We start from the raw sequence: 22,142 nt of genomic DNA, 5'->3' as shown, positions 1-22,142 counted from the left end.
GCGAGAAGCAGCCGGCCTCTCCTCAGGCCTCCAGGCGCTTGCCCGTCTCGGGATCGAAGATATGGACATGCCCGATGTCGATCCCGATCGACAGTGCCTCGCCGGGCGTTTTCATGATGCGCTCGCGAAAAACGCCAATTACCTCATGACCCCCGAGCCGCATCACCACCTGGGTTTCGGAGCCGGTCGGCTCGACGGTGACGATCTCGGCGTTCAGGCCGTTCGGATCGAGCCGGAGATGCTCCGGCCGGACCCCGAGATGGATCGACCGATTGCCGAACGGCGCCAGGTTGGCGGCGGGAATGGCCGTCCCGTCGGCCAGGGCGAAGCTGCCGTTTTCCAGCCTGCCGGTGAGAATGTTCATGCTCGGCGACCCGATGAAGCCGGCAACGAAGAGGTTGGCGGGACGGTCATAGAGATCGAGCGGCGAGCCGACCTGCTCGATGACGCCGCCGTTCATGACGACGATGCGATCGGCCATGGTCATCGCTTCGATCTGGTCGTGGGTGACATAGACCGTCGTTGTCTTCAGGCGATGATGGTTCTGCTTGATCTCGGAGCGCATCTGCACGCGCAGCTTGGCATCGAGGTTGGAAAGCGGCTCGTCGAACAGGAAGACCTTCGGCTTGCGCACCATCGCCCGCCCCATGGCGACGCGCTGGCGCTGGCCGCCCGATAGGTGGCGCGGATAGCGTTTCAGATAGGGTTCAAGCCCCAATATCCGGGCGGCCTCCGCAACGCGAGCCGAAATCTCCTGCTTCGGCGCCCCGGCAAGTCGCAGCGAAAAGCCCATATTGGCTTCAACGGTCATGTGCGGATAGAGCGCATAGGACTGGAACACCATGGCGATGTCGCGCTCCTTCGGAGCGAGCGAATTCACCACTTTGCCGTCGATGGCGATCTCGCCGCCGCTGATGGCTTCCAGGCCTGCGATCATCCGCAGCAGGGTGGACTTGCCGCAGCCGGACGGTCCGACCAGCACCACGAACTCGCCATTGGCGATATCGACCGAAACGCCGTGCAGGACTTCGAGCGCGCCATAGCTCTTGCGCACCTGTCTGATGGTCACCGAACCCAAGGGTCAACTCCATTCATGATGTCAATCATCCCAGCCGGGCGATTTTTCGGGATTGATGCGGCGATAGCCGCGATCGAGCCTGCGGATCTCCGCCATGTCAGCCTCGCCCAACGAGACGTCGAGGGCGGCGAAATTGGCGCGAAGATTGGCCTCGCTGCCCGAGGCCGGAATGACGATATGCCCCTCGCCGATTAGGAAGGCGAGCGCCACGGCCGCGACCGTCGTCCCATATTTTTCGGCGATCCGCCTGAGAACCGGATCGTTGGCGATCTCGCCCTTGGCGAGCGGCTGATAGGCCGTCAGCCGCAGGCCGATCCTGCGCGCATGGGCGACGAGCTTCGGTGACTGCAGATAGGGATGGATCTCGACCTGGTTGGTGGCGAGCACATCCTTGCCGATCAGCGCGCGGGCCTTTTCGAGCAACGCAATCGGATAGTTGGAAACGCCGATCAGGCGCGCATAACCTTGTCGCTGCGCCTCGACGAGCGCCGTCATGTAGTCCTCGAACGGCACAGCGTCCCTGTGCGAAGGCCAGTGGATCAGCAACAGGTCGACCTGATCGACGCCGATCGTATCGAGGCTCCGGCGGACCGACGGCATGAACTGCGCCTTGTCGAGATGGGTATCGGCCACCTTCGTGGTGATGAAGAAATCGCCGCGCGGCACGCCGGAGCGGCGCACCGCCTCGCCGACCGGCTGCTCGGTATCATAGCTCTGCGCGGTATCGAGATGGCGGTAGCCGATTTCGATGGCCTTCCGCAGAGCCGCGACGCCCTCGCTGCCGGTTCTACCATAGGTGCCGAGGCCCAATCTGGGGATGGTCTTGTCGCTCATGATTATCCTTTCGTGGCGCCGGCGGTGAGGCCGCCGACAAACAGGCGCTGCATCGAGAAGAACAGAAGCGCGATCGGCAGCGTCATGACGACCGAGGCGGCCATGACCGCACCCCAGTCGGTGTTGAACTCGGTGGAGAACTCCGCAAGGCCGATCGGCAGGGTCTTCACCGAGGAGTCGGTCGCAAAGCACAGTGCGAAGACGAATTCGTTCCAGGTGGTGACGAAGGCATAGACGACGACCGCGACGATGCCGGGCGTCGACAGCGGCAGCGTGATGCGGAAGAGGATGCCGAGTCGCGACGACCCGTCGATGATCGCCGCCTCTTCCAGTTCCACCGGGATCGCCTTGAAATAGGAGGTCAGCATCCAGACGGAGAGTGGCAGGGTGATGATCATGTAGACGAGGATCAGGCCCCAATAGGTGTTGACGAGGCCGAGCACCCGCAGCGTGATGAACAGCGGCACGATGATCGCCGCCGTCGGCAGCAGCTGGCCGATCAGCACGAAGCTCTGCAGCAGCGGTTTTCCGCGGAAGTCGAAACGCGCGAAGCCGTAGGACGCAAAGATCGCCAGGATCAGTGCGAGGAACGTCGAGCCCACGGAAATGATGACGCTGTTGAGGAAATAGCGTGGAATATTGCTCTCGAAGAGAACCTTGTAATAGTTGCCGAGCGTCGGCGTCTCCGGCCACCAGATCGGTGGAACGGTGTAAAGCTCCGGCAGCGTCTTGATCGACGAGACGGCCATCCACATGAACGGGAACAGGCAGATCAGGACGACCAGCGCGGCGCCGACAATGGTGATCGGCAGCGGCAGGCCGGTTCTCTTGAGGGTGCTGGGATCGCTCATTTGGCCTCTCCCGGCGCCGAAGCAAGCGCCCTGATGTAGATGATGACGATGACCAGCGCGACGGCGAAGAAGATCACCGAAAGTGCGGCCGCCTGATTGAACTGCGTGCTTTCGAACGCCAGGCGGAAAATCTGGATCGGCGTGATCAGCGTCCGGTTGGCAGGGCCGCCGCGGGTGATCGCATAGATGATGGTGATCGAGTTGAGGCCCCAGATCACTAGCAGGAGGGTGACCGCGACGATGACCGACCGCACCTGCGGGATCATGATGAAGCGGACTTCCTGCCAGAAGTTGGCACCGTCGACGCGCGCCGCTTCATAGAGGTCGTTGGGGATCGACTGCAGCCCCGCAAGCACCATGATCGCCACGAAGGGGAACAGTTTCCAGACGTTGATGGCGATCAGCACCGGCATCACCGTATTGCCGTTGGTCAGCCAGCCGATCGGCTCCGGAATTATGCCGGAACCGGTCATCATGTAGTTGATGATGCCGAATTCCGTATGGAACATCCACGCCCAGGTGGTGGCGGCGACAATGCCCGGCACGACCCAGGGAATGAGCGTGATCGAGCGCACGATGCCGCGCCCGAAAAAGCTCTGGTTGAGCAAGATGGCGGTCGCGGTCCCGAGGATGACCTGGAAGACGATCGAGCCGCCGACGAACCAGATGGTGTTCCAGAATGCCTGCGGCGTCGCGCGGGCCGAAAGCACGGCCTTGAAATTGGTAAGGCCGACGAACGCGCCCTGCCTGTCGGTCACGCTGAGCAGCCCGGTATAGGCAACGGGATAGGCGATCAGCATCGCCAGCACGATCAGCGCCGGCAATACGAAAACGAGGCCCGTCGAATTGCGGTCCATCTGCAGGTTCCCTTGACGACATCGGGTGGAATACGTGCTCCGGGGAAACGCCAGTTCCCCGGAGCGATCCGGCTACTCCGGTATTATTGGTCGAGCAGGGCCTGGATGTCCTTGGCCGCTCCGTCCATCGCCGTCTGCACGTCTTCGTCACCGAGAAGGATGCGCTGGATGCCTTCGAAATAGGCCTGGGTGATCTGCACCCAGTTCTTGTTGTTGGGTACGGCACGGCCATAGGGCAGCATTTCCTTGAACACCGTCAGGATCGGATCGCTGAAGCGCGGCAGCGACATGGCCGATTTGCGGGCCGGGAACGTATCCGTCAGCGCGCCCTGGTTCGGCGCTTCGGCAAGGAAGGCGACGAACTTCTTGGCTTCGCTCGGGTTCTTTGCCGAAGAGGGGATGACGAAACTCCAGCCGCCGAGGAGTGCCGCGGTCGGCTTGCCGGCCGGATGCGGGATCGGCATCACGCCGATATCGATCTTCGGGTTTTCCTTCTTGATCGAAGCGACGTCGAACTGGCCGGACTGATAGGCCGCGACCGTCTCGGCGATGAACAGCCGCCGGTTTGCGGTGCCGTCGTTTTCGAGCGTCGAGGCCGGCGACTGCTTGTTCTTGTAGAAGTCCGTATAGAACTTGACCGCCGCCACGGCCGCCGGCTGGTTGACCACCGCCTTCTTGGCGTCCGCCGAGATGATGTCGCCGCCGTTCATCCAGATGAAGGGGAGCGACCGGAAGATCGTATTGCCGACTTCACCGCCGCCGGTGATGGCGAAACCGGAGACCTTGCCTTTCGACAGCGTCTTTGCTGCAGCGACCAGTTCGTCCCAGGTCTGCGGCGGCTTGGCCGGGTCGAGGCCGGCATCCTTGAACGCGCCCTTGTTGTAGATGACCGCATGGGTCTCGATACGATAGGGAATGGCCCAGAGCTTGCCGTTCCAGGTGCAATAGTCGAGCGAGGCGGGGATATAGTCCTCGCGGTCCTTCAACACGTCATCCACCGCAACGACCAGGCCGTTCTGGGCATAACCGTTCACCCAGGCGTGCTGAACATCGATGATGTCCGGTGCGGCACCGGACTGCAGGGCGGTCAGCACGCGCTGCGGCAGGCCGTCGGTCGTGGTGATCTCGAGCTTGATCTTGATGCCCTGGTTGGCCTGCTCGAACTTGGTGGCGAGTTCGCGGGCACGCGCCTCGTTGAAATTGGGCGTCCACCAGACGACCTCGCCGGCCAGCGCCGCGCCGCTCGTCAGCATCGTCATTGCCGTGGCCATCACGGCCAGCTTCTTGAATTTCATCATCATCTCCTCCTCCGCGCGGCTCCATGCCGCCCTTTTTCCCTACCGGCCTCCACCGGATTGGTTTACCGCGATGCTGCGGCCTGCCTTCCTCTTCCGAAATGCGCGATATCCTGCGAACGCGCCGGTCCGAGCGCATCGGCATTCATCGTCAGGGCCTTCATGAAGCCGATCGTATAGGCATTGCCGGCGTGCCACGGGGCCGGGCAATCGAGATCCGGCACATGATCGGGAACCATCACCCCATCAAAGCCCTCGTCCCGCAGGACCCGAACGATTTCCGCCATCTCGACATCGCCGTCGTCGACGAAGGTCTCGACATAGTGGGGAACCTTGCCGCGGACGTTGCGGAAATGGACGTAGGCAATCGCACCCAGCCGCGCGAAATGGCGGGTCGTTTCGTAGATGTCGCCGTCGACCATTTCCTGCAGCGAGCCTATGCAGAATTCCAGGGCATTGGCCGGGCTCGGCGCGATCTCCAGCAGCCGCTGATATTTCGCGTGGGCGTTGACGAGACGGGCATTGCCGCGCAGGCGTTCCACCGGCGGATCGTCGGGATGGGCGGCCAGCCGGACATTTGCCTTTTCCGCCACCGGCACGAGTTCCTTGAGGAACCATTCGAGGCGCGACCAGAGATCCCGCTCGCTGACGCTGATCGGCGCAGCCCCTACGACAGGATGGCGGTACCGCATGTTCCAGAGCATTCCGTCGGGGATCGGCTCGTCGGTATCGAATTCGTCGCCGAAGAACACCGCTGTCATCGCCCCGCCGCGGGCGACGCGCTTGCGCTGCCAGCCCCAGACACCGGCGATCGAAAAATTGTAGCCGAGCACCGGGATGCCTGCGCGTCCGGCGTCGCGGACGAGCTGCTTCAGCCCATCCATCTGTTCGTGTTTCTTCGGTCCGTCGAGCAGGATGTCCGACCAGAAATTGGGCGACAGGTTTTCCAACGCCGCGACCTTGAGCCCGTGCCTTGCGAGCATCGCGACCGTGTCGGCCATATGCTCATAGGTCCATAGCGGCATGTCGATGCATTCGCCGTTGATGGGGCCGACACCGCCGTTGCGATAGGCGCTGCTGTCGGCATTGCGGGCATATTGGGTCAGGTGAATGACAACGTCGCCGACGCCGAGCTGGCTCGCATAACGCGCGCCATCCTCCGACAGATGATCGCCGAACAGGGTCAGACCTACCCGCACGTTACCCTCCCCGATTGACGCCTGGCCTTGTTGCCAGCCAGTTCATATTTGAATGTCATCAATTCGCAATATAACTTGCGCCCAGAAGACCCGATTGTCAATTGTTCCCCCGCCATCAACGCCTGCCGTCCTCCAACGTGGCTGCGCCGGTGGCAACGCCGCTGGTGTTCATGCTGCCGTCGAACAAAGGCACATTGTAAGGCGCATAGGGGTAGCGGCCGCAGGCTTCCTCGATGAGCTCCACCCCGAGCCCCGGCGCGGTCGGCGCCAGGATCGCCCCGTCCTCGAACTGCAGCGTTTCGCGCACCAGCTCCTTGCGCCACGGCACATCCACCGAAACCGTTTCGAAGATCGAGAAATTCGGGATGGCGACCGACATATGCAGCGTCATCGCGTTCATCACCGGGCCGACCGGATTGTGCGGCGCGACCGGGATGAGGTGGTGATGCGCCATGTGCGAAATGCGCTTCGTCTCGCCAAGCCCGCCGGCATGCGAGACGTCCGGCTGCAGGATATCGACCGCCTTCTTGCTGAGCGCCTCAAGGAACTTGCCGGGCTCGTACCAGCGCTCGCCGGCCGCGATCGGCACCGGGCTTTTCTCCCGCACGTCCACCAGGGCATCGATGCTCTCGGGCGGCGTCGGCTCCTCGATCCATCGCAGGTTATAAGGCGCCAGTTCCCGGCACATGGCGATCGCCGTCGGCACGTTGAGGCGGCCGTGAACGTCGAGCATCAGGTCGACGTCCGGACCGACCGCGTCTCGCACGGCGGCGACGATATCGATCGTCTGGCGGCGCTGCTTGCGGCTCATCTCCAGGTCCGCGACGTCGAACGGGTCCCATTTGAGGGCGCGATACCCCATGGCGACGGCCTTGCGTGCATTCTCGGCATACTGGTCCGGCGTCACCGCGCCGAAGAACCAATGGTTGGCGTAGCATTCGACGCGATCCCGGTATTTGCCGCCGAGCAGCTCGAAGACCGGCACGCCGAGCGCCTTGCCTTTGATATCCAGCAACGCCGCCTCGATGGCGCCGAGCGCCGTGCGGAACACGGCACCCGTCCGCCAATAGGAATCCCGGTGCAACTGCTCGATGATCGCATCAACCTCGAACGGATTGCGGCCGATCAGCACGCGCTCCAGCTCTTCAAGCGCCGATACGATGGTCTTCGTCTTCCACTCCAGCGTCGCCTCGCCGACGCCCTCGTAGCCTTCATCGGTATAGAGTTTGACGAAGACGAAGTTGGTGCGGGACACATTCGCAACAAAGATCTTCTGCTGCACGATCCTCATGAGGCTCCTCCCGGCGGGTTGTCACCCACCCCTCGTTATTGCCGTGTGACTACTTGGCCTGCGCCTTCAGCCGCTTGATCGCCTCAAACTGCAGACTGTCGGCGGCCATCTGCATCAGTTCGATGCGATGCCCGTCCGGATCCTCGATCCAGGTCTGCCAGTTGTTGTCGGCGGCCTTGATCGTCGGGCGGATACGCTCGATGCCGAGCGCGTCGAGTTCAGCCACCGCCTTCTGGATATCCGGCACGGCGAGGCAAACATGATTGTAGCCGACCGCCTCGCGTTCGGCCGCCTTGTCGCCCTCGCCTTCCGGGAAGATTTCGAGATACTGGTCGTCGGTAATGCGCAGATAGACCAGCCAGAGCCGGCCTTCGCGGTCGAGGCGCATCATTTCCGAAAAGCCGAGCTTGTTGACGTAGAAGTCGAGGGTACGATCGATATCCTTGACGCGAATGGCCACATGGGCGATCGACGAAACTGTCAGCATGGGAATGTCTCCGGTTAGAGGCGGCCGTATTTGGCGTAGACGTCGGCGACGTCGGCACCTGCGCGGATTTCGTTGCGCGAGCGGTTCTCGATGCCCATGATCTCTTCGGCGCGATCGAGCACCGCATCCACCTTGTCGGCGGGGATGACGATCACGCCATCCATGTCCCCGAAGATCCAGTCGCCCGGATCGACCCTGATCTGCGTGGTCAAGGTTCCGGTGACCGCGATCGGCACCTCGATGCCGCTGATACGGGTCCGCTGGCGGGATTCGATCGGCGAAAGATAGCGGGTGAAGACCGGCCAGTTTTCCATGCCCATCAGGATGTTGCCGTCGCGGATGCCGCCATCGACGACCACACCCACCGCACCCTTGCTCTTCGCGCCAGTGCTCATCAGCTCGCCCCAGTGACCCGCCTTGCGCTCCCCCGCCGCCGAAACCAGCACGACGCAGCCGGAATACATCCGCCGGAAGAAGGTGAAGGTCTTCACCTCTTCATTGTCGTATTCGTCATCGGTGCGCATGTCCGCGGCGCAGGCGACGGTGAAGGCTGGCCCGGCGATCCGCATGCCGCGGTCCAGCGCCCGGATATCGAGATCCATGCATTGATGCGGAAGCCCCATCTCGTCGAGAATGTCGTAAACGGCGGCGGTGTACAGCTTGTTGAAGCGCGCGGCTTTCGCCGCGATCGCTGCGGAATCTCTCTCCATATGGCCCGCCTCCTCCAGCAGAAACCTGATGCGAACCTGCCCGGCGCTCGAAAAATAATTGCGGACAAATTCATATTTGAACTTCCGAAGTTCAATAATGCATGATAGGAAGATGCCGAACCGATTGTCAACGGCGAACCTATTCCATGGATCAAATCAGTGACGCCGGCGCGTCGAAGTACACGATCCCGGTCATCGACCGGATGATGGATGTCCTCGAGCAGCTGGAGCGACGGCCGAATGGCGCAACGATCCGCGAACTGACGGCCCTCTTGTCGCTGCCGCGCACCACCATCTACCGCATCGTCAACACGCTGCAGGGCCACGACATGGTTCGCCGGGACGATACCGGCGCCTATCATCTGGGGCGGCGCCTGCTGTCGCTTGCCTCGCATGTGGTCGCCGGCGTCAGCGAGGTCGACCTCGCGGCACTGGCACAACCTTTCCTTGACAAGCTGTCGGCGGAAATCGGCGAAGGCAGCAAATTGTCGGTCATCGACCAGGACGGCATTCTCGTTCTGGCGGCGGCGCAGGGCCGCCGACAATATGCTTTGACGGTGGCGCCCGGCCAGCGCATGCCCATCCACGCCGGCGCCGCCAGCAAGCTGCTGCTGGCGCATCTGCCGCCCGAGGAGATGACTGCCTGGCTCGCAAAGCCACTGATTGCCTATACGCCCAAATCGCTGACCGATCCGAAGCGGCTGATGACGGAACTGACCCGCATCAAGCGGCTGGGCTGGGCGCAGGACAGGGGCGAAAACGCCCCCAGCATCCAGGCCTTTGCCGCCCCGGTGCGGGATAGGACCGGACGGGTGGTCGCGGCGCTCAGCATTCCCTATCTCGCCGGGGCGGAGGCGAGCCGCATGGAGGAGATCCGGCTTGCCGCCATCGATGCCGCGCGGGCGATAAGCGAAGCAATGCCGTCCTGATCAGGGCTGGAATGTCGGCCGGGAGGAAGAATGAAGATCGTCGATCTCAAATGCGCGGTCATCGGCAAAAGCCCGATCGTGCGGATCGTCACCGATGAAGGCATCTCGGGCTACGGGCAGGCCGAGACCTGGAAGCCCTACCTGAAGTCCCATATCCTCGCCTTCCGAGACGCATTGATCGGCGAGGACCCGACCAATGTCGAGCGCGTCATGCTGAAGATCCGCCAGCGCGGCGGCTTCAAGCCCTGGGGCTCCGCCGTCAGCGTCATCGAGATGGCGCTGTGGGACATTGCCGGCAGGGCCGCCCACGTGCCCGTCTACAAGCTTCTCGGCGGCAAGGTGCGCGACCGCGTGCGTGTCTATAACGGCTCGATCCGCTTCCCGATGACCGACCACCGGCCCGAGGACCTCGCCGACGATCTCAAGAAGATGATGGCGCTGCCCGAAGGCTTCACCATCATCAAGCAGCCGATCGGCTTCCATTCGCCGATGAAGCGCACGGTAGAGAATTTTTACTACCACGAGCCGAATGCCAGCCCCTTCCATGGGGCGCTCGATCGCGGCCCGATCACCGAAAAGGGCCTGCGGCATTTCGTCGATTGCGTCGCCGCGATGAAGGAAGTCGCCGGCGACAGCATAGGCCTGGCGCTCGACTGCGGCCCCGGCTGGATGCTGCCGGATGCGATCCGCCTCGTGCGCATGCTGGAGCCATACAATCTTCTCTGGGTCGAGGATCTGCTCTCAGGCGACTATACGCCCTGGGTCAATGCCGGCGTCTATCGTGAACTGACCCGCACGAGCACAACGCCTATCCACACCGGCGAACAGATCTATCTCCGGCAAAACTTCAAGGAACTGATCGAGGGCCAGGCCGTCCATGTCGTCGGCCCGGACCCTGCCGATGTCGGCGGCATCGCCGAGCTGAAATGGATCGCCGAATATGCCGACCTGCATTCGATCCTGATGGCGCCGCATGGCACAGCCAACGGGCTGCTCGGGCTCGCCGCCCTCATCCAGGTCTCAGCCACCCTTCCCAACAATTTCATCGCCTTTGAATATACGACCGGCGATCCCGCCTGGTGGTACGACATCGTCGAAGGCCTGCCGGAAACGATCGTCAGGGACGGCTTCATCGACGTCATCGACCGGCCCGGCATGGGCGTCGATCTCGTACCCGAAAAGGCCAGGCGTTATCTCACCGAAGACGACCGGGCATTCTTCGACTGAACCGGCGCCGCTGCCGGCGCTTCACCGACTGCCAAAGAAAGCAACAGCTCCGGAACCGTCGTCCCGGAACTTTTTTGATGTGGCCGCGGGCCAGAAACGCAGGCTTCCGAAGGTGGCCGGGCAATTTCAGCGGGTCCCGGTCATACCTTTGGATAGGGGCACCAGTCCCCTTGTTCAATAGTCTCACCGCCTGCCTCGGCGTTAGACTCCGATCATCGACGAAGCACACCGAGATGAAGGAGACTTAGGATGCAGATCCCACAGTCCGCGCAGACCCCACCTGCCGACCTTTCGGCAAAGCGCACTGATGTTTCAAGATATCGGAACTCGGAGATCGACCTCGACGGACTTGTCGCCAGACAGGCCTCGCGAGATCCCGACCAGTCCGGACCCGACCCCAACCTCCGTCAAATCGCCGTTGGCGGCCTGGCCCCGTGGCAAATGCGCAATGTGCAGGCCTATGTCGACCTGTATCTCCGCTCGACAATCCGCGTCGAGGCCCTGGCCGGTCTCTGCAACCTGAGCAGCGGCCATTTCCAGCGGGCCTTCAAGGCAAGCCTTGGCGAGACGCCACACAAATACGTCACCCGCAGGCGCATGGAAATGGCCTGTCGGATGATGACCGGCACGGATGAACCTCTCTGCCGGATCGCCCTGGAATGCGGCATGACCGACCAGGCACATCTTACCAACAGCTTCCGCCGTCTTTACGGAATTGCTCCCAATGCATGGCGAAAGCGGATGCTGCTCGAAGGATCTGGATATGGCGTTCAGGAGACAACCGCTGCTCCGCTCAACTGACAATGAGACGGAGCCCCGCGTCACCCGAGAGCTTCGTTGCCTTTGACCGTGCGGGTTATTCGGGACTGCCGTGACTGATGGCAGTCGCCTGCGACCATACGGCAACCCAGCGGCCGTCGCGATATTCGTAGCTGTCGGTATGCCAATAGCCGCTGAGGGGCACATGGTGCCCGCCGAAAACAACGGCCAGCCGGGCTCGGTAGCGGATAACGGCCGCAGGGCCGTAAAGACGGACAGCGATTTCCTCCGGTTCCCAGGTGAGATATTTAAGGTGTCCGGACGCGATCGCGCCGAGATATTGGTCCCGCGACAGAACGGCGCCGATCGGCGTGATCAGTTGGAAATCCGCCGCGTGATGGGCTTCCGCCGCTGCCACGTCGCCACTGACCAGGGCGCTTAGCCTGGCGCGTTCGGTCTGGCGGATTCGGTCTTCTTCGGTAGCAATGTCGCGGGTCACGGGCGTCTCCAGTTTTTCAGGACAAGCAGGGTTCGGCGGCGGCCGAGGGCGTTCCAGCCAAACCTGCGGCAGATAGACCCCCGATCAGTCGGGCGCCACCTCAAATAGACATTTGTATCAAAAGTGTCTAATCGTCTTTTGACCAATAAGACGCCGAGTGTCAATATGTCCAGATGAACGAACTCGCTTCCAAGACAGACCTGATTCTCGACGCCGCCCTGCCCGTCTTCGTCCGTTTCGGATTTCGAAAGACGACCATGGCCGATATTGCCCGTGCCGCGAAGATATCGCGGGCCTCGCTCTATCTCTGCTTCGACAGCAAGGAAGAACTGTTTCGGGCCGGGTCGAAGCGCGAGCATCTCAGTACGATGAACAACGTCAAGGCGGCACTCGACCGCTCCGGCAGCATCTTCGACCGCATGATGGCCGCCATACGCGCCTTTCAGGAAGGCCTGATCGCGCCATTCGGGGGCAGTCATAGTGCCGAGGAGCTTTTTGCCGCCAGCGCCGAACTGGCACCCGACATCGCGCTGGAGGCGCGGGCAAGGCTGCTGGACCTGCTGACCAAGGCGCTGAGCGAAGCCGAGAAAACCCGGGAGATTGACCTCACCACCCTGCAAACTCAAACCACGGAGCTGGCCGCACTGGTCGTCGCAGCGATGGATGGGATCAAGCACACGCACCACGCCGGGCCGGAGTTCGAGGGCGGCATTCGCTTGTTCATGGCTCTGTTAAAACTGGGCATTGTCCCACAGTTCGGCCGAACCGGCACCTGAACGCGTCAAGGCTCGAGCTTCTGCCAGCCTAAGAGACCGTTTCAGGTTATTGCCATGAGATTGAATGGTAGCGGGAGGCAGAATTGAACTGCCGACCTCAGGGTTATGAATCCTGCGCTCTCACCAACTGAGCTACCCCGCCACAGGGACTGCGGAAGTTCCGGCGTGGCCGGTTCCGCTTTGGTCGTGCGGCTTATAAGTCCCCCGTCACCAAAGTGTCAAGCAGGGTTTGGGCAAAAACCGGCGGCAATTTCGTCAGCCCCGGCAAGTGCCGGCTTCAGGCCGCGACCGGCGTCGAAAGCAGGGCCTTCAGAGCGATTTCGGCCTCGGCTGCGCGTTCCGAACGCTCGATGAAACCGCCGCCATAGACGCGCGCATCCGCACCTTCGGCCGAATAGAGCACACACGCCTGGCCTGGCGCGACACCGGCCTCGCCGATCGCCAGATCTACATAGACGCCGTGTTCGTCGGAATGGAGGACCGCCGGGGTCGGCGGGCGTGTCGAGCGCACCTTGGCGAAACAGGCGAACCCGCCCTTGGTATCCTCGCCGAGGGCACCGTCGCCGATCCAGTTGACGTCGCGCAGATAGACACGGTGCGTATCGAGCGCTTCCTTCGGTCCGACGATCACCCGGCGCGAGCGGGCATCGAGATAAACGACGTAGAGCGGCTCGCCGGTAGCGATGCCGATACCGCGGCGCTGGCCGATCGTATAATGCACGATGCCCTCGTGGCGGCCGAGCACGCGCCCGTCCATATGCACGATATCGCCGGCGAGTGCCGCGTTCGGCTTCACCTTGTTGATGATGTCGGCGTATTTGCCCTGCGGCACGAAACAGATGTCCTGGCTGTCGGCCTTCTTGGCGACCACGAGGCCCATTTCCTTGGCAAGCTCGCGCACCTGCGCCTTCGACATACCGCCCAGCGGGAAGCGCAGATAGTCGATCTGCTCCTGGGTCGTCGCAAACAGGAACCAGCTCTGGTCGCGATCGCTGTCGATCGGGCGAAACAGCGCGCGGCGGTTCGGGTTGCCCGGCGATGGATTGGCGGAGGAGCGGATATAGTGGCCGGTCGCCAGCGCATCGGCACCGAGGTCCTTGGCCGTCGCCAGCAGATCGGCGAACTTGACCGTCTGGTTGCAGGCAACGCAAGGGATCGGCGTTTCGCCCATCGCATAGGCTTCCGCGAACGGGTTGATCACCGTTTCGCGGAACCGCTTTTCGTAGTCGAGCACGTAGTGGGGAATGCCGAGCGTTTCGGAAACACGTCGCGCATCGTCGATGTCCTGGCCGGCGCAGCAGGAGCCGGCGCGGTGCACGGCCGCGCCGTGGTCGTAAAGCTGCAGCGTGATGCCGAGCACGTCATAACCCTGGCGTTTGAGCAGACCTGCGACGACGGAGGAATCCACTCCCCCCGACATGGCAACGACAACACGTGTGTCTTCCGGCCTCTTGTCAAAATCCAGCGTATTCACGAGTAACTCTCTCGGTCTCTCAAGCGCCTGTCCATGATGGGAGGGCGACATGTTCAGGGCCTGCGGCGGGATCGGCCGTCGGAGGCAATTCTTGCCGGATATAGAAAGGATTTGCGGCCTGCGCAAGGAGGAGCGCGAATCGCAGGTGCGGCCCATGCAGGAACGGACAAGGCCTCAGCCGCGAAGACCGATGCAGTTTCCCCATGGATCGCGGACCTGACACATGCGCAGGCCGTTCTGGATGTCGATCGGTCCCCGATAAAGCGTCGCGCCGATCGCGGTGAAATGCTCGACCGCCGCATAGAGATCAGCGACCTGCCAATAGACGACGGACCCGCTAGCGCCGCTTCCCACCTTCTCGTCAGCCGCCACGATCTCGAGGCAGATCCCGCCGATATCGAGGAACTGAAATTCGAAAGCCTCAAGATGACGCCGCACCGATTGCGGGAAAGCGGCCTGATACCAGTCCAATGCCCGTGCAACATCCGCGACATGGACAAGGACGGCGCATATCGGCTTTGCTTCGGTGTTCAATGCGGTCGACCCAGTGGAGGTTTGCATGGCCGACTGTCTATGCCCATAGGATTGTTTTGTAAAACACTTGGGCTGTCCCACCGGGGCTCAGCGCCCCGAAAAGCAGCCTGCCCGAAGCCGGGAGGCCGGGCTTCAAGACTGCAGCGCCCCATGCCGTACGACCTTGCCGGCAGCCGTCCTGACGCCGCTGGCGGCGCCCTCCGCCCGCACCCGCGGCAGGCTTGCCGGATATTCGCGCTGGATGAAGTCGATGATCTTTTCGCGCACCTCGCATCTGAGGTCAAAGGTTCGCGGGGCATTGGAGGCCGAGACGAGGATACGGATTTCCATGACGTTTTCCCTGAAATCCGTCACCTGCACGGCCACTACCCGCTTGTCCCAGAGCTTCGACGTTGCGGCGATCTCCTCGACCTTGCGACGGACCGCATTCACCGGAACCGAATAGTCGAGATAGATCATCACCGTGCCGATCAGCTCCGAACTGTCGCGCGTCCAGTTCTGGAACGGCTTCTCGATGAAATAGCTGAGCGGCAGGATCATCCGCCTCCAGTCCCACAGCTTCACCACCACATAGGTGGAGGTGATCTCCTCGACATTGCCCCACTCGCCCTCGACGATCAGCGCGTCGTCGATGCGGATCGGCTGGGTGATCGCAAGCTGGATGCCCGCGAAGAGGTTCTTCAGCACCGGCTGCAGCGCAAGGCCGAGCACGACGCCCGCCACGCCGGCGGAGGCGAGCAGGCTGACGCCGTATTGCTGCACCGCCGGGAAGGTCATCAGCATCGCGGCGATGGTGATCGCCACGATCATGACGCTCGCGATCCGTTCGGCGATCCGCGATTGGGTGACATGCGTGCGGGCGAGCAGATTGTCTTCCGCATCGAGCTTGAAGCGGCGCAGATAGACGATCATCCACACATGCAGGGCGATCTTTGCCATCCAGCCGACGACGATAATGAAGCCGAGCAGCAGCAGGTGACGTATAACGTCCCCCTGCCCGGCACTGAGAGGAGCGATGGTCGCGCCGAGCGACAGCGTCCAGGTGAGGATCGCCAGCCGCATCGGCCGCCGCGTACGCGACACCAGCGACCGCCAGAACAGATCCCTGTTCTCGACCAGCTGCGTCAGAAAGCGAAATCCGAAGCGCTGGATCGCAAGGCCGATCAGAAATGCGACGGCCATCACACCGCAGCTGACGAGCCAGTCCGGCAGCCAGGCCGTATCATTCCGGAATTCCTGAATGAAGCGTTCCATGCCCCCTCAGCTAGGGTGCGATGCAGCATCGGAAAGAGCGGCCGCAAAAATTTCATGATTTGGGAGTCTTCTGGCAGTGGGGTGATTTGTGGCAACAGGGCGATAGGGACGGAAAGACATGCAATTCGACCTCATGCGCTTTGTCGACGCGCAAGCGCCGGTCTATGGGCGCGTCATCGGCGAGCTCCGCGATGGCAAAAAGCGCTCCCACTGGATGTGGTACATCTTCCCGCAGGCGGAGGGGCTTGGTTTCTCGATCATGTCCCAGCGCTTCGCGATCGGCTCGAAGGCAGAGGCGACAGCCTATCTCAAACATCCCCTGCTCGGGCCCCGGCTCACCGAATGCACCGTGGCGATGCTCTCCCATTCGGACCTTTCGGCGCACGCCATCCTCGGTTCGCCGGACGACATCAAGTTCAAGAGTTCTATGACGCTGTTCGAGGCCGTCAGCAAAAAGGGCTCGCCTTTCGAGCGAGCCCTTGAACTGTTCTTTGACGGCGAGCGCGATGAAAAGACCATCGCGCTGCTTCGAAGTTAGGCGGCAGCCTGGATCGCGGAAAGCTTCCAGTCCGTGGCGGGCTTGCGCACGAAGGTCCAGACTTCGACGGTTTCGGTTACCGCGTTCGGGTCGCCTTCGGCGACTGCGCCGGTATTGCGGTCCTTCATGTAGTCGACGCTGGAGTAACGCATCGCAACGGTCGCGTAGTCCTGGCCGTTTTCGCGCCAGGCTTCCGCCAGGTCGCCCTGCAGCAGCTTGACGTCCTTTACCTCGTTCTTGACGCCATTGGTGGCGTTCTCACCTAGTTCTTCGGCCAGGTAGGACATCGCTTCCGGCGTCGTGAGGCTGCGGAGCTTGGCATAGTCTTCCTGGCCATAGGCAGACTGGACGTTGGTCAGCAGCTTCTCGAACTGGTCGAGGTCGCGGTTGGTGATGCCGATCTCGTCGGTCTCGGGCCCGGCCTGGCGCGGAGCGGCATTGGAACCGCCTCCGAAACCGCCCTGACCACCGCCGCCCAGCGATCCGATCTTCGGAATCTGGAAGGACGAGGTATTCTGGCTCGGCGCCTCATAGGCGTTGCGCGGCTGGCCAAAGCCAGTATTCGCCCCACCTGCATTCACCCCGCCTGTCGGGCCGCCGGCCGTCTGCTGACGGCGCGCGAACCAACGGAAAGCCAGCATGGCGAGACCGCCGATCAAAGCGATCTGTAGCAACATGCCGAGCATGCCGGCCATGCCACCGAAACCGGTGCCCATGAACATGCCGATCAGGCCGCCGAGAGCGAGACCGCCGAGCAGGCCGCCGAACATGCCACCGAAGAGGCCGCGACGGGGCTGCTGCGCCGCCTGCTGGCCAAGGCCGTTCTGCGGCGTCGTGGCGTTCTGCTGCGTATTGGGCGTCATCGACCGGTTGATGCCGGTCGGCGCCGTGGGCGCAGTATTGGTGGTCGCCGGAGCCGAGAATGTGCGCGTGCCGCGGCTGCCGAAGCCACCGCTGGCGCGGCGCGCCTCAGCCATGTCCACGGCGGTCAAGGAAACCGCCATTCCGATCGCCAGGATCGCGAACAGGTTCTTGAAACGCCGAAGGTTGGATAACATCGTTTTCTCCTCATAAACCGCTCAAGCGCGGTATTCCCGTTTATATAGAGAGGCGGCCATCCGGATTTTAGGCCCATCCTCCATTTTTCCCGTCGAAGTAGATAACGGAGTTTGAAACGAGAGCCAAGCGCTCAAAATGCAACCATTGATGACAGGTTTTGCCTGATTGGTGTCAGTAAGCATAAAACGAAAAGGCCCGACGCAGGACGCGCCGGGCCTTTGCTGATCTCGTTGAGAGGAGGCCTCAGTCGACGTTGAACGCCAGCGGCTTGGCCTGGCGGACTGCCGGATTGGCGGTCAGCTTCGCCAGGACGTCGGCCGGAACCGGACCGTCGACGTAAAGGAGAGCGATCGCGTCGCCGCCTTCCCTGTCGCGGCCGAGGTGGAAGTTGGCGATGTTGACGCCGGCATTGCCGAGCGTCGTGCCGATGAAGCCGATCATGCCGGGAACGTCGGTATTGGCGATGTAGACCATGTTGGCGCCGACATCCGCATCGAGGTTGATGCCCTTGATCTGGATGAAGCGCGGCTTGCCGTCGGAGAAGACGGTGCCGGCAACCGAACGGGTCATCGTGTCGGTGGTGACGGTAAGCTTGATATAGCCGTCGAAGACGCCCGACTTGTCGCGCTTGGCTTCGGAAAGGATGATGCCCTTTTCCTTGATCATGATCGGCGCCGAAACCATGTTGACGTCGGAGACCTGGCTACGGATGAGGCCGGCGAGCAGTGCGCTCGTCAGCGCCTTGGTGTTCATGCCGGCGGTCGAGCCGTCGTAGAGGATCTCGATTTCCTTGATCGCATCCTCGGTGACCTGGCCGACAAAGGCGCCGAGCACGTCCGCCAGACGGATGAACGGCTTCAGGCGTGGCGCTTCTTCCGCGGTGATCGACGGCATGTTGATAGCGTTCGAGACCGCACCCTTGATCAGGTAATCCGACATCTGCTCGGCGACCTGAAGTGCTACGTTCTCCTGCGCTTCGGTGGTCGATGCACCGAGATGCGGGGTGCAGACGACGTTCTCAAGGCCAAAGAGCGGGCTTTCGGTGGCGGGTTCGACTTCGAACACGTCGAAGCCGGCGCCGGCGACATGGCCGGACTTGATGGCTTCGGCCAGCGCTGCCTCGTCGACCAGGCCGCCGCGGGCGCAGTTGATGATGCGAACGCCGGGCTTGGTCTTGGCGAGCGCTTCCTTACCGAGAATGCCGCGGGTCTTGTCGGTCATCGGCACATGCAGGGTGATGAAATCGGCCTGGGCCAGCAGTTCGTCGAGTTCGACCTTGGTGACGCCCATTTCCTCGGCGCGCTCGGCCGACAGGAAGGGGTCATAGGCGAGAACGTGCATGCCGATGCCGATCGCCTTCTTGCAGACGATGCCGCCGATATTGCCGGCGCCGATGACGCCGAGGATCTTGCCGGTGATCTCGACGCCCATGAAGCGCGATTTTTCCCACTTGCCGGCCTGGGTCGAGGCGTCGGCTGCCGGAAGCTGGCGGGCGACGGCGAACATCAGGGCGATGGCGTGTTCGGCCGTGGTAATCGAGTTGCCGAACGGCGTGTTCATGACGATGATGCCGCGGCGCGAGGCGGCCGGGATATCGACATTGTCGACGCCGATGCCGGCGCGGCCGATGACCTTGAGATTGGTCGCAGCCGCGATCAGCTTTTCGGTCGCCTTTGTGGCGGAACGGATCGCAAGACCGTCATAGTTGCCGATGATCTCGGCAAGCTTTTCCTTGTCCTTGCCGAGTTTCGGCTGGAAATCGACTTCAACGCCGCGATCGCGAAAGATCTGGACGGCGGTTTCCGACAGTTCGTCGGATACGAGAACGCGAGGTGCCATCAGTGGGCCTCCTGAAAAAGTTTCTGTCGTGAATGAGGAAATGGGCTCCGCTTCGTCAGCGGAGCCGGATACGCGGCGTGCTTTACGCGGCGGCCTTGGAAAGCGCAGCCTTCTGCGTTTCGAAAGCGTAGGTGAGCCAGGGCATCAGAGCCTTCATGTCGGCTTCTTCGATCGTCGCGCCGGCCCAGATGCGAAGACCGGACGGGGCATCCCGATAGGCACCGATGTCGAGCGCGACGCCTTCCTTCTCGAGGATCGACACCATGCCCTTGGCAAAGGCTTCCTGCGCGTCGGTATCGAGTGCGGCAACATCAGCGTCGGCGATCTTGAGGCAGACCGAGGTGTTGGAGCGCGTCGACGGGTCGACGGCGAGATTGTCGATCCAGGCATTGGCGGCCACGAAGTCGTGGATGACATTGGCATTGGCATCGGCACGGGCGATCAGGCCTTCAAGGCTGCCGACCGACTTCGCCCAGTTGAGCGCATCGATATAGTCCTCGACGCAGAGCATCGACGGTGTGTTGATCGTCTCTCCGACGAAGATGCCTTCGATCAGCTTGCCGCCAGAGGTGAGGCGGAAGATTTTTGGCAGCGGCCAGGCCGGAACGTATGTCTGCAGACGCTCGACAGCGCGGGGGCTGAGGATCAGCATGCCGTGACCGCCCTCGCCGCCCAGAACCTTCTGCCAGGAGAAGGTGACGACGTCGAGCTTGGCAAAGTCCATGTCCTGCGCAAACGCCGCCGAGGTGGCGTCGCAGATGGTCAGGCCCTTGCGGTCTGCCGGGATGAAGTCGGCGTTCGGAACGCGGACGCCCGAGGTGGTGCCGTTCCAGGTGAAGACCACGTCACGGTCAAAATCGACCGTGGAAAGGTCCGGAAGCAGGCCGTAGCCGGCTTCGATCTTGCGGACGTCCTTGAGCTTCAGCTGCTTGACGACGTCGGTGACCCAGCCGGCACCAAAGCTTTCCCAGGACAGCATGTCGACGCCGCGCTCGCCAAGCAGCGACCAGAGCGCCATTTCGACAGCGCCGGTATCGGAGGCCGGCACGATGCCGATGCGGTAATCCGCCGGCACATCTAAAATTTCGCGGGTGAGATCGATGGCCTGCTTCAGCTTCGCCTTGCCGACCTTGGCGCGGTGCGAACGACCGAGCGGGGCATCGGAGAGCGCTTCGAGCGACCAACCGGGGCGCTTCGAGCAAGGGCCAGAAGAAAAATGGGTGTTGTTCGGACGCAGGTCCGGCTTTGCGGCGTTTGCCATATGGCTATCCTTCCAGATAGATGGCCCTTCGTTGGGGAAGGGTGTCCCGCCGCTGTGGTTATGCCTGAGCGCCTTCACAGTCAAGCGGGTAACGTCGCTCACGGACAAATTTTTGCCGCAGCTTTGTCGCCGCAAACGCAAAAAGCCGCCCGAAGGCGGCTTTGGCTAGGAGACGAGGTAATATTACTTGTAGACGATCTGCTGCGGCGGAGGCTCGTAGGCCGGCGGCGTGTCGCAGCCGCCGAAGATGTAGCGGGCGCCGACGCGGGCTTCATGCGAATAGAAACCCTTGTCCTTGCCCGGGCCGCCGCCCGTTGAGTAACCGAACATGTCGCCGCCCGTGACATGGCGGAAGCGGTAGCCGACATCGGCCTTGACGTTGCAGGTGACGTCGATCGACGCGCCGGCCATGAGCGCATAGGTGAAGCGCCAGCTCTTTTCGCCGCCATGCGTCACTTCCGGGTCACAGGCGCCGCCGCCGTCGACGCACGACGTGTTGCGCAGGTTCGACCACTTGACGTAAGTGCCGCCGATACCGCCACCGACGTAAGGCGTGAAGTAGCCATAGGTGCCGAGATCGACATAGGCGTTCGCCAGCAGCGAATAGGCGTGCATGGAGGCCAGATCCGTTGACGTACAAGCGGGACCACCGCCGCAGCTGCCATGGGTAGAACCACGGAACTTGCTGTTGAACATGTAGTCGAGGGTGACGTCGGTGCGCAGGTAGCTATTAATCTGGTAACCGACACCGCCCCCGAGCGTGAAGGCATCACGCAGATCGGAACGGCCGAATTCGGCGATCGCCACGCCGGGAGTGCCGGTACCCTGGTAGAACTCGGTGCCGCGCGACTTCTTGAACGAATAGCCGACGTCGCCGCGAAGGTACCAGCCGGTAGCCTCCTGAACGGTCACTTCGGGCGCATCCTGATAAGGCTCCGGCTGCGGCTGGTAGAGATCGGCGGAATTGGCGGCACTCACCGTCAGTGTCAGCGCAAAAGCGCTTGCCAGCAACTTTTTCATGGGTTCATCTCCAAAGCTCGTATCGCGTATGGCATGCAAAGCGGGCAGCCAACGGGTTGATCCGCCATGGATGATGATCGACAAAGGTTAAGTCTCGCTTAACCATGCTTGTTTACCGCGCGTTTTCCTAAAATCGCAGTCAATTCTACAAGTAACGGCCGCCCGAGACTTGTAGAAGGGGTCTGCATCCGATGGATTCCGTTCTTTTCCGCCTCCGCGGCCAGGCACGACCAGCCATATCCACGGCGCCGCGCCGAACTATTGATCTCACCTGCTTCAGTACAAAATAGTTAGCAATTGGTAATTTAAGCTTAGATAAACAATTAATTCTTTATAAACCATAGATAGCTATATTTAGCACATTCCGAAGG

At 62.1% G+C, this 22,142-nt stretch carries 22 protein-coding genes and 1 tRNA gene; 5 read left to right on the top strand and 18 right to left on the bottom strand.

Annotated features, from left to right (window positions below; genetic code table 11):
- Positions 1-22: 22 nt before the first annotated feature.
- The 9 genes from C5J24_RS00115 to C5J24_RS00075 all read right to left on the bottom strand — a co-directional run bounded on the left by C5J24_RS00115 (position 23) and on the right by C5J24_RS00075 (position 8,602).
- On the bottom strand, positions 23-1,078 hold the full coding sequence (locus C5J24_RS00115; RefSeq protein WP_105414680.1) for an ABC transporter ATP-binding protein: 1,056 nt from the start codon (positions 1,076-1,078) through the stop codon (positions 23-25).
- A 21-nt stretch (positions 1,079-1,099) separates the two neighbouring features.
- A complete protein-coding gene (locus C5J24_RS00110; protein WP_105414678.1) occupies positions 1,100-1,912 on the bottom strand; it encodes an aldo/keto reductase in 813 nt (270 codons plus the stop codon).
- A gap of 2 nt (positions 1,913-1,914) precedes the next feature.
- Positions 1,915-2,763: a carbohydrate ABC transporter permease gene (locus C5J24_RS00105; protein ID WP_105414677.1), complete on the bottom strand. Its 849-nt coding sequence runs from the start codon at positions 2,761-2,763 to the stop codon at positions 1,915-1,917.
- Complete coding sequence (locus tag C5J24_RS00100) at positions 2,760-3,620, bottom strand: carbohydrate ABC transporter permease (protein ID WP_105400272.1); 861 nt, start codon at positions 3,618-3,620, stop codon at positions 2,760-2,762. The genes C5J24_RS00105 and C5J24_RS00100 overlap by 4 nt, the downstream gene beginning before the upstream one ends.
- 83 nt (positions 3,621-3,703) lie before the next feature.
- Positions 3,704-4,921 carry a sugar ABC transporter substrate-binding protein gene (locus C5J24_RS00095; RefSeq protein WP_245446466.1) on the bottom strand — a complete coding sequence of 406 codons (1,218 nt, stop codon included), beginning with the start codon at positions 4,919-4,921 and terminating at the stop codon, positions 3,704-3,706.
- A 59-nt stretch (positions 4,922-4,980) separates the two neighbouring features.
- Entirely contained in the window at positions 4,981-6,114 is a 1,134-nt protein-coding gene (locus tag C5J24_RS00090) for a mannonate dehydratase (RefSeq protein ID WP_105414675.1), read from the bottom strand.
- A gap of 115 nt (positions 6,115-6,229) precedes the next feature.
- Positions 6,230-7,405 (bottom strand): mandelate racemase/muconate lactonizing enzyme family protein, encoded by a 1,176-nt coding sequence (locus C5J24_RS00085; protein ID WP_105414673.1) that lies wholly within the window; start codon positions 7,403-7,405, stop codon positions 6,230-6,232.
- Positions 7,406-7,454: 49 nt separating this feature from the next.
- On the bottom strand, positions 7,455-7,892 hold the full coding sequence (locus tag C5J24_RS00080) for a VOC family protein (RefSeq protein WP_105414671.1): 438 nt from the start codon (positions 7,890-7,892) through the stop codon (positions 7,455-7,457).
- A 14-nt stretch (positions 7,893-7,906) separates the two neighbouring features.
- A complete protein-coding gene (locus C5J24_RS00075) occupies positions 7,907-8,602 on the bottom strand; it encodes an RraA family protein (protein ID WP_105414669.1) in 696 nt (231 codons plus the stop codon).
- 146 nt (positions 8,603-8,748) lie between these two features.
- Here C5J24_RS00075 and C5J24_RS00070 point away from each other — a divergent pair, with 146 nt between their 5' ends.
- The 3 genes from C5J24_RS00070 to C5J24_RS00060 all read left to right on the top strand — a co-directional run bounded on the left by C5J24_RS00070 (position 8,749) and on the right by C5J24_RS00060 (position 11,559).
- Positions 8,749-9,531 (top strand): IclR family transcriptional regulator, encoded by a 783-nt coding sequence (locus tag C5J24_RS00070; RefSeq protein ID WP_245446464.1) that lies wholly within the window; start codon positions 8,749-8,751, stop codon positions 9,529-9,531.
- Between the two features lie 30 nt (positions 9,532-9,561).
- Positions 9,562-10,758 (top strand): mandelate racemase/muconate lactonizing enzyme family protein, encoded by a 1,197-nt coding sequence (locus C5J24_RS00065; protein ID WP_105414667.1) that lies wholly within the window; start codon positions 9,562-9,564, stop codon positions 10,756-10,758.
- A gap of 249 nt (positions 10,759-11,007) precedes the next feature.
- Entirely contained in the window at positions 11,008-11,559 is a 552-nt protein-coding gene (locus C5J24_RS00060) for an AraC family transcriptional regulator (protein ID WP_105414665.1), read from the top strand.
- Between the two features lie 55 nt (positions 11,560-11,614).
- On the opposite strand, the gene C5J24_RS00055 is transcribed toward C5J24_RS00060, so the two are convergent.
- Positions 11,615-12,016 (bottom strand): nuclear transport factor 2 family protein, encoded by a 402-nt coding sequence (locus C5J24_RS00055; protein ID WP_245446462.1) that lies wholly within the window; start codon positions 12,014-12,016, stop codon positions 11,615-11,617.
- Positions 12,017-12,189: 173 nt separating this feature from the next.
- Here C5J24_RS00055 and C5J24_RS00050 point away from each other — a divergent pair, with 173 nt between their 5' ends.
- Positions 12,190-12,792: a TetR/AcrR family transcriptional regulator gene (locus tag C5J24_RS00050; protein WP_105414661.1), complete on the top strand. Its 603-nt coding sequence runs from the start codon at positions 12,190-12,192 to the stop codon at positions 12,790-12,792.
- Positions 12,793-12,857: 65 nt separating this feature from the next.
- On the opposite strand, the gene C5J24_RS00045 is transcribed toward C5J24_RS00050, so the two are convergent.
- The 4 genes from C5J24_RS00045 to C5J24_RS00030 all read right to left on the bottom strand — a co-directional run bounded on the left by C5J24_RS00045 (position 12,858) and on the right by C5J24_RS00030 (position 16,054).
- Positions 12,858-12,934 (bottom strand) — tRNA-Met (locus tag C5J24_RS00045).
- A gap of 135 nt (positions 12,935-13,069) precedes the next feature.
- Complete coding sequence (gene mnmA, locus C5J24_RS00040) at positions 13,070-14,266, bottom strand: tRNA 2-thiouridine(34) synthase MnmA (protein WP_105414659.1); 1,197 nt, start codon at positions 14,264-14,266, stop codon at positions 13,070-13,072.
- Positions 14,267-14,440: 174 nt separating this feature from the next.
- Positions 14,441-14,827, bottom strand: coding sequence for a VOC family protein (locus tag C5J24_RS00035; protein WP_105400262.1), 387 nt, complete (start codon positions 14,825-14,827; stop codon positions 14,441-14,443).
- A 105-nt stretch (positions 14,828-14,932) separates the two neighbouring features.
- A complete protein-coding gene (locus C5J24_RS00030; RefSeq protein WP_105414657.1) occupies positions 14,933-16,054 on the bottom strand; it encodes a mechanosensitive ion channel family protein in 1,122 nt (373 codons plus the stop codon).
- 118 nt (positions 16,055-16,172) lie between these two features.
- On the opposite strand from C5J24_RS00030, the gene C5J24_RS00025 reads away from it, so the two are divergent.
- Positions 16,173-16,592, top strand: coding sequence for a DUF1810 domain-containing protein (locus C5J24_RS00025; protein ID WP_046634983.1), 420 nt, complete (start codon positions 16,173-16,175; stop codon positions 16,590-16,592).
- Here the strand turns inward: C5J24_RS00025 and C5J24_RS00020 are convergent.
- The 4 genes from C5J24_RS00020 to C5J24_RS00005 form a co-directional block, all read right to left on the bottom strand.
- Positions 16,589-17,650, bottom strand: coding sequence for a Tim44 domain-containing protein (locus tag C5J24_RS00020; protein ID WP_105414655.1), 1,062 nt, complete (start codon positions 17,648-17,650; stop codon positions 16,589-16,591). The two genes, C5J24_RS00025 and C5J24_RS00020, sit on opposite strands and share 4 nt — an antisense overlap.
- A 244-nt stretch (positions 17,651-17,894) precedes the next feature.
- On the bottom strand, positions 17,895-19,490 hold the full coding sequence (gene serA / locus C5J24_RS00015) for a phosphoglycerate dehydrogenase (RefSeq protein WP_105414653.1): 1,596 nt from the start codon (positions 19,488-19,490) through the stop codon (positions 17,895-17,897).
- Positions 19,491-19,572: 82 nt separating this feature from the next.
- Positions 19,573-20,751, bottom strand: coding sequence for a phosphoserine transaminase (locus tag C5J24_RS00010; RefSeq protein ID WP_105414651.1), 1,179 nt, complete (start codon positions 20,749-20,751; stop codon positions 19,573-19,575).
- A 183-nt stretch (positions 20,752-20,934) separates the two neighbouring features.
- On the bottom strand, positions 20,935-21,771 hold the full coding sequence (locus C5J24_RS00005; RefSeq protein ID WP_105414649.1) for an outer membrane protein: 837 nt from the start codon (positions 21,769-21,771) through the stop codon (positions 20,935-20,937).
- Between the last annotated feature and the right edge of the window lie 371 nt (positions 21,772-22,142).

The sequence above is a fragment of the Neorhizobium sp. T25_27 genome (assembly GCF_002968565.1).
Classification (GTDB): Bacteria; Pseudomonadota; Alphaproteobacteria; order Rhizobiales; family Rhizobiaceae; genus Neorhizobium; species Neorhizobium tomejilense.
Note: the sequence above shows the minus strand (reverse complement) of the source record. Positions and strands in the feature narration are given on the sequence as shown.

Coding starts and splice junctions, on each gene's coding strand:
- C5J24_RS00110 (WP_105414678.1), bottom strand. CDS start 1,912: ATGAGCGACAAGACCATCCCCAGATTGGGCCTCGGCACCTATGGTAGA.
- C5J24_RS00105 (WP_105414677.1), bottom strand. CDS start 2,763: ATGAGCGATCCCAGCACCCTCAAGAGAACCGGCCTGCCGCTGCCGATC.
- C5J24_RS00100 (WP_105400272.1), bottom strand. CDS start 3,620: ATGGACCGCAATTCGACGGGCCTCGTTTTCGTATTGCCGGCGCTGATC.
- C5J24_RS00095 (WP_245446466.1), bottom strand. CDS start 4,921: ATGATGATGAAATTCAAGAAGCTGGCCGTGATGGCCACGGCAATGACG.
- C5J24_RS00085 (WP_105414673.1), bottom strand. CDS start 7,405: ATGAGGATCGTGCAGCAGAAGATCTTTGTTGCGAATGTGTCCCGCACC.
- C5J24_RS00080 (WP_105414671.1), bottom strand. CDS start 7,892: ATGCTGACAGTTTCGTCGATCGCCCATGTGGCCATTCGCGTCAAGGAT.
- C5J24_RS00075 (WP_105414669.1), bottom strand. CDS start 8,602: ATGGAGAGAGATTCCGCAGCGATCGCGGCGAAAGCCGCGCGCTTCAAC.
- C5J24_RS00070 (WP_245446464.1), top strand. CDS start 8,749: ATGGATCAAATCAGTGACGCCGGCGCGTCGAAGTACACGATCCCGGTC.
- C5J24_RS00065 (WP_105414667.1), top strand. CDS start 9,562: ATGAAGATCGTCGATCTCAAATGCGCGGTCATCGGCAAAAGCCCGATC.
- C5J24_RS00060 (WP_105414665.1), top strand. CDS start 11,008: ATGCAGATCCCACAGTCCGCGCAGACCCCACCTGCCGACCTTTCGGCA.
- C5J24_RS00050 (WP_105414661.1), top strand. CDS start 12,190: ATGAACGAACTCGCTTCCAAGACAGACCTGATTCTCGACGCCGCCCTG.
- C5J24_RS00035 (WP_105400262.1), bottom strand. CDS start 14,827: ATGCAAACCTCCACTGGGTCGACCGCATTGAACACCGAAGCAAAGCCG.
- C5J24_RS00030 (WP_105414657.1), bottom strand. CDS start 16,054: ATGGAACGCTTCATTCAGGAATTCCGGAATGATACGGCCTGGCTGCCG.
- C5J24_RS00025 (WP_046634983.1), top strand. CDS start 16,173: ATGCAATTCGACCTCATGCGCTTTGTCGACGCGCAAGCGCCGGTCTAT.
- C5J24_RS00020 (WP_105414655.1), bottom strand. CDS start 17,650: ATGTTATCCAACCTTCGGCGTTTCAAGAACCTGTTCGCGATCCTGGCG.
- serA (WP_105414653.1), bottom strand. CDS start 19,490: ATGGCACCTCGCGTTCTCGTATCCGACGAACTGTCGGAAACCGCCGTC.
- C5J24_RS00010 (WP_105414651.1), bottom strand. CDS start 20,751: ATGGCAAACGCCGCAAAGCCGGACCTGCGTCCGAACAACACCCATTTT.
- C5J24_RS00005 (WP_105414649.1), bottom strand. CDS start 21,771: ATGAAAAAGTTGCTGGCAAGCGCTTTTGCGCTGACACTGACGGTGAGT.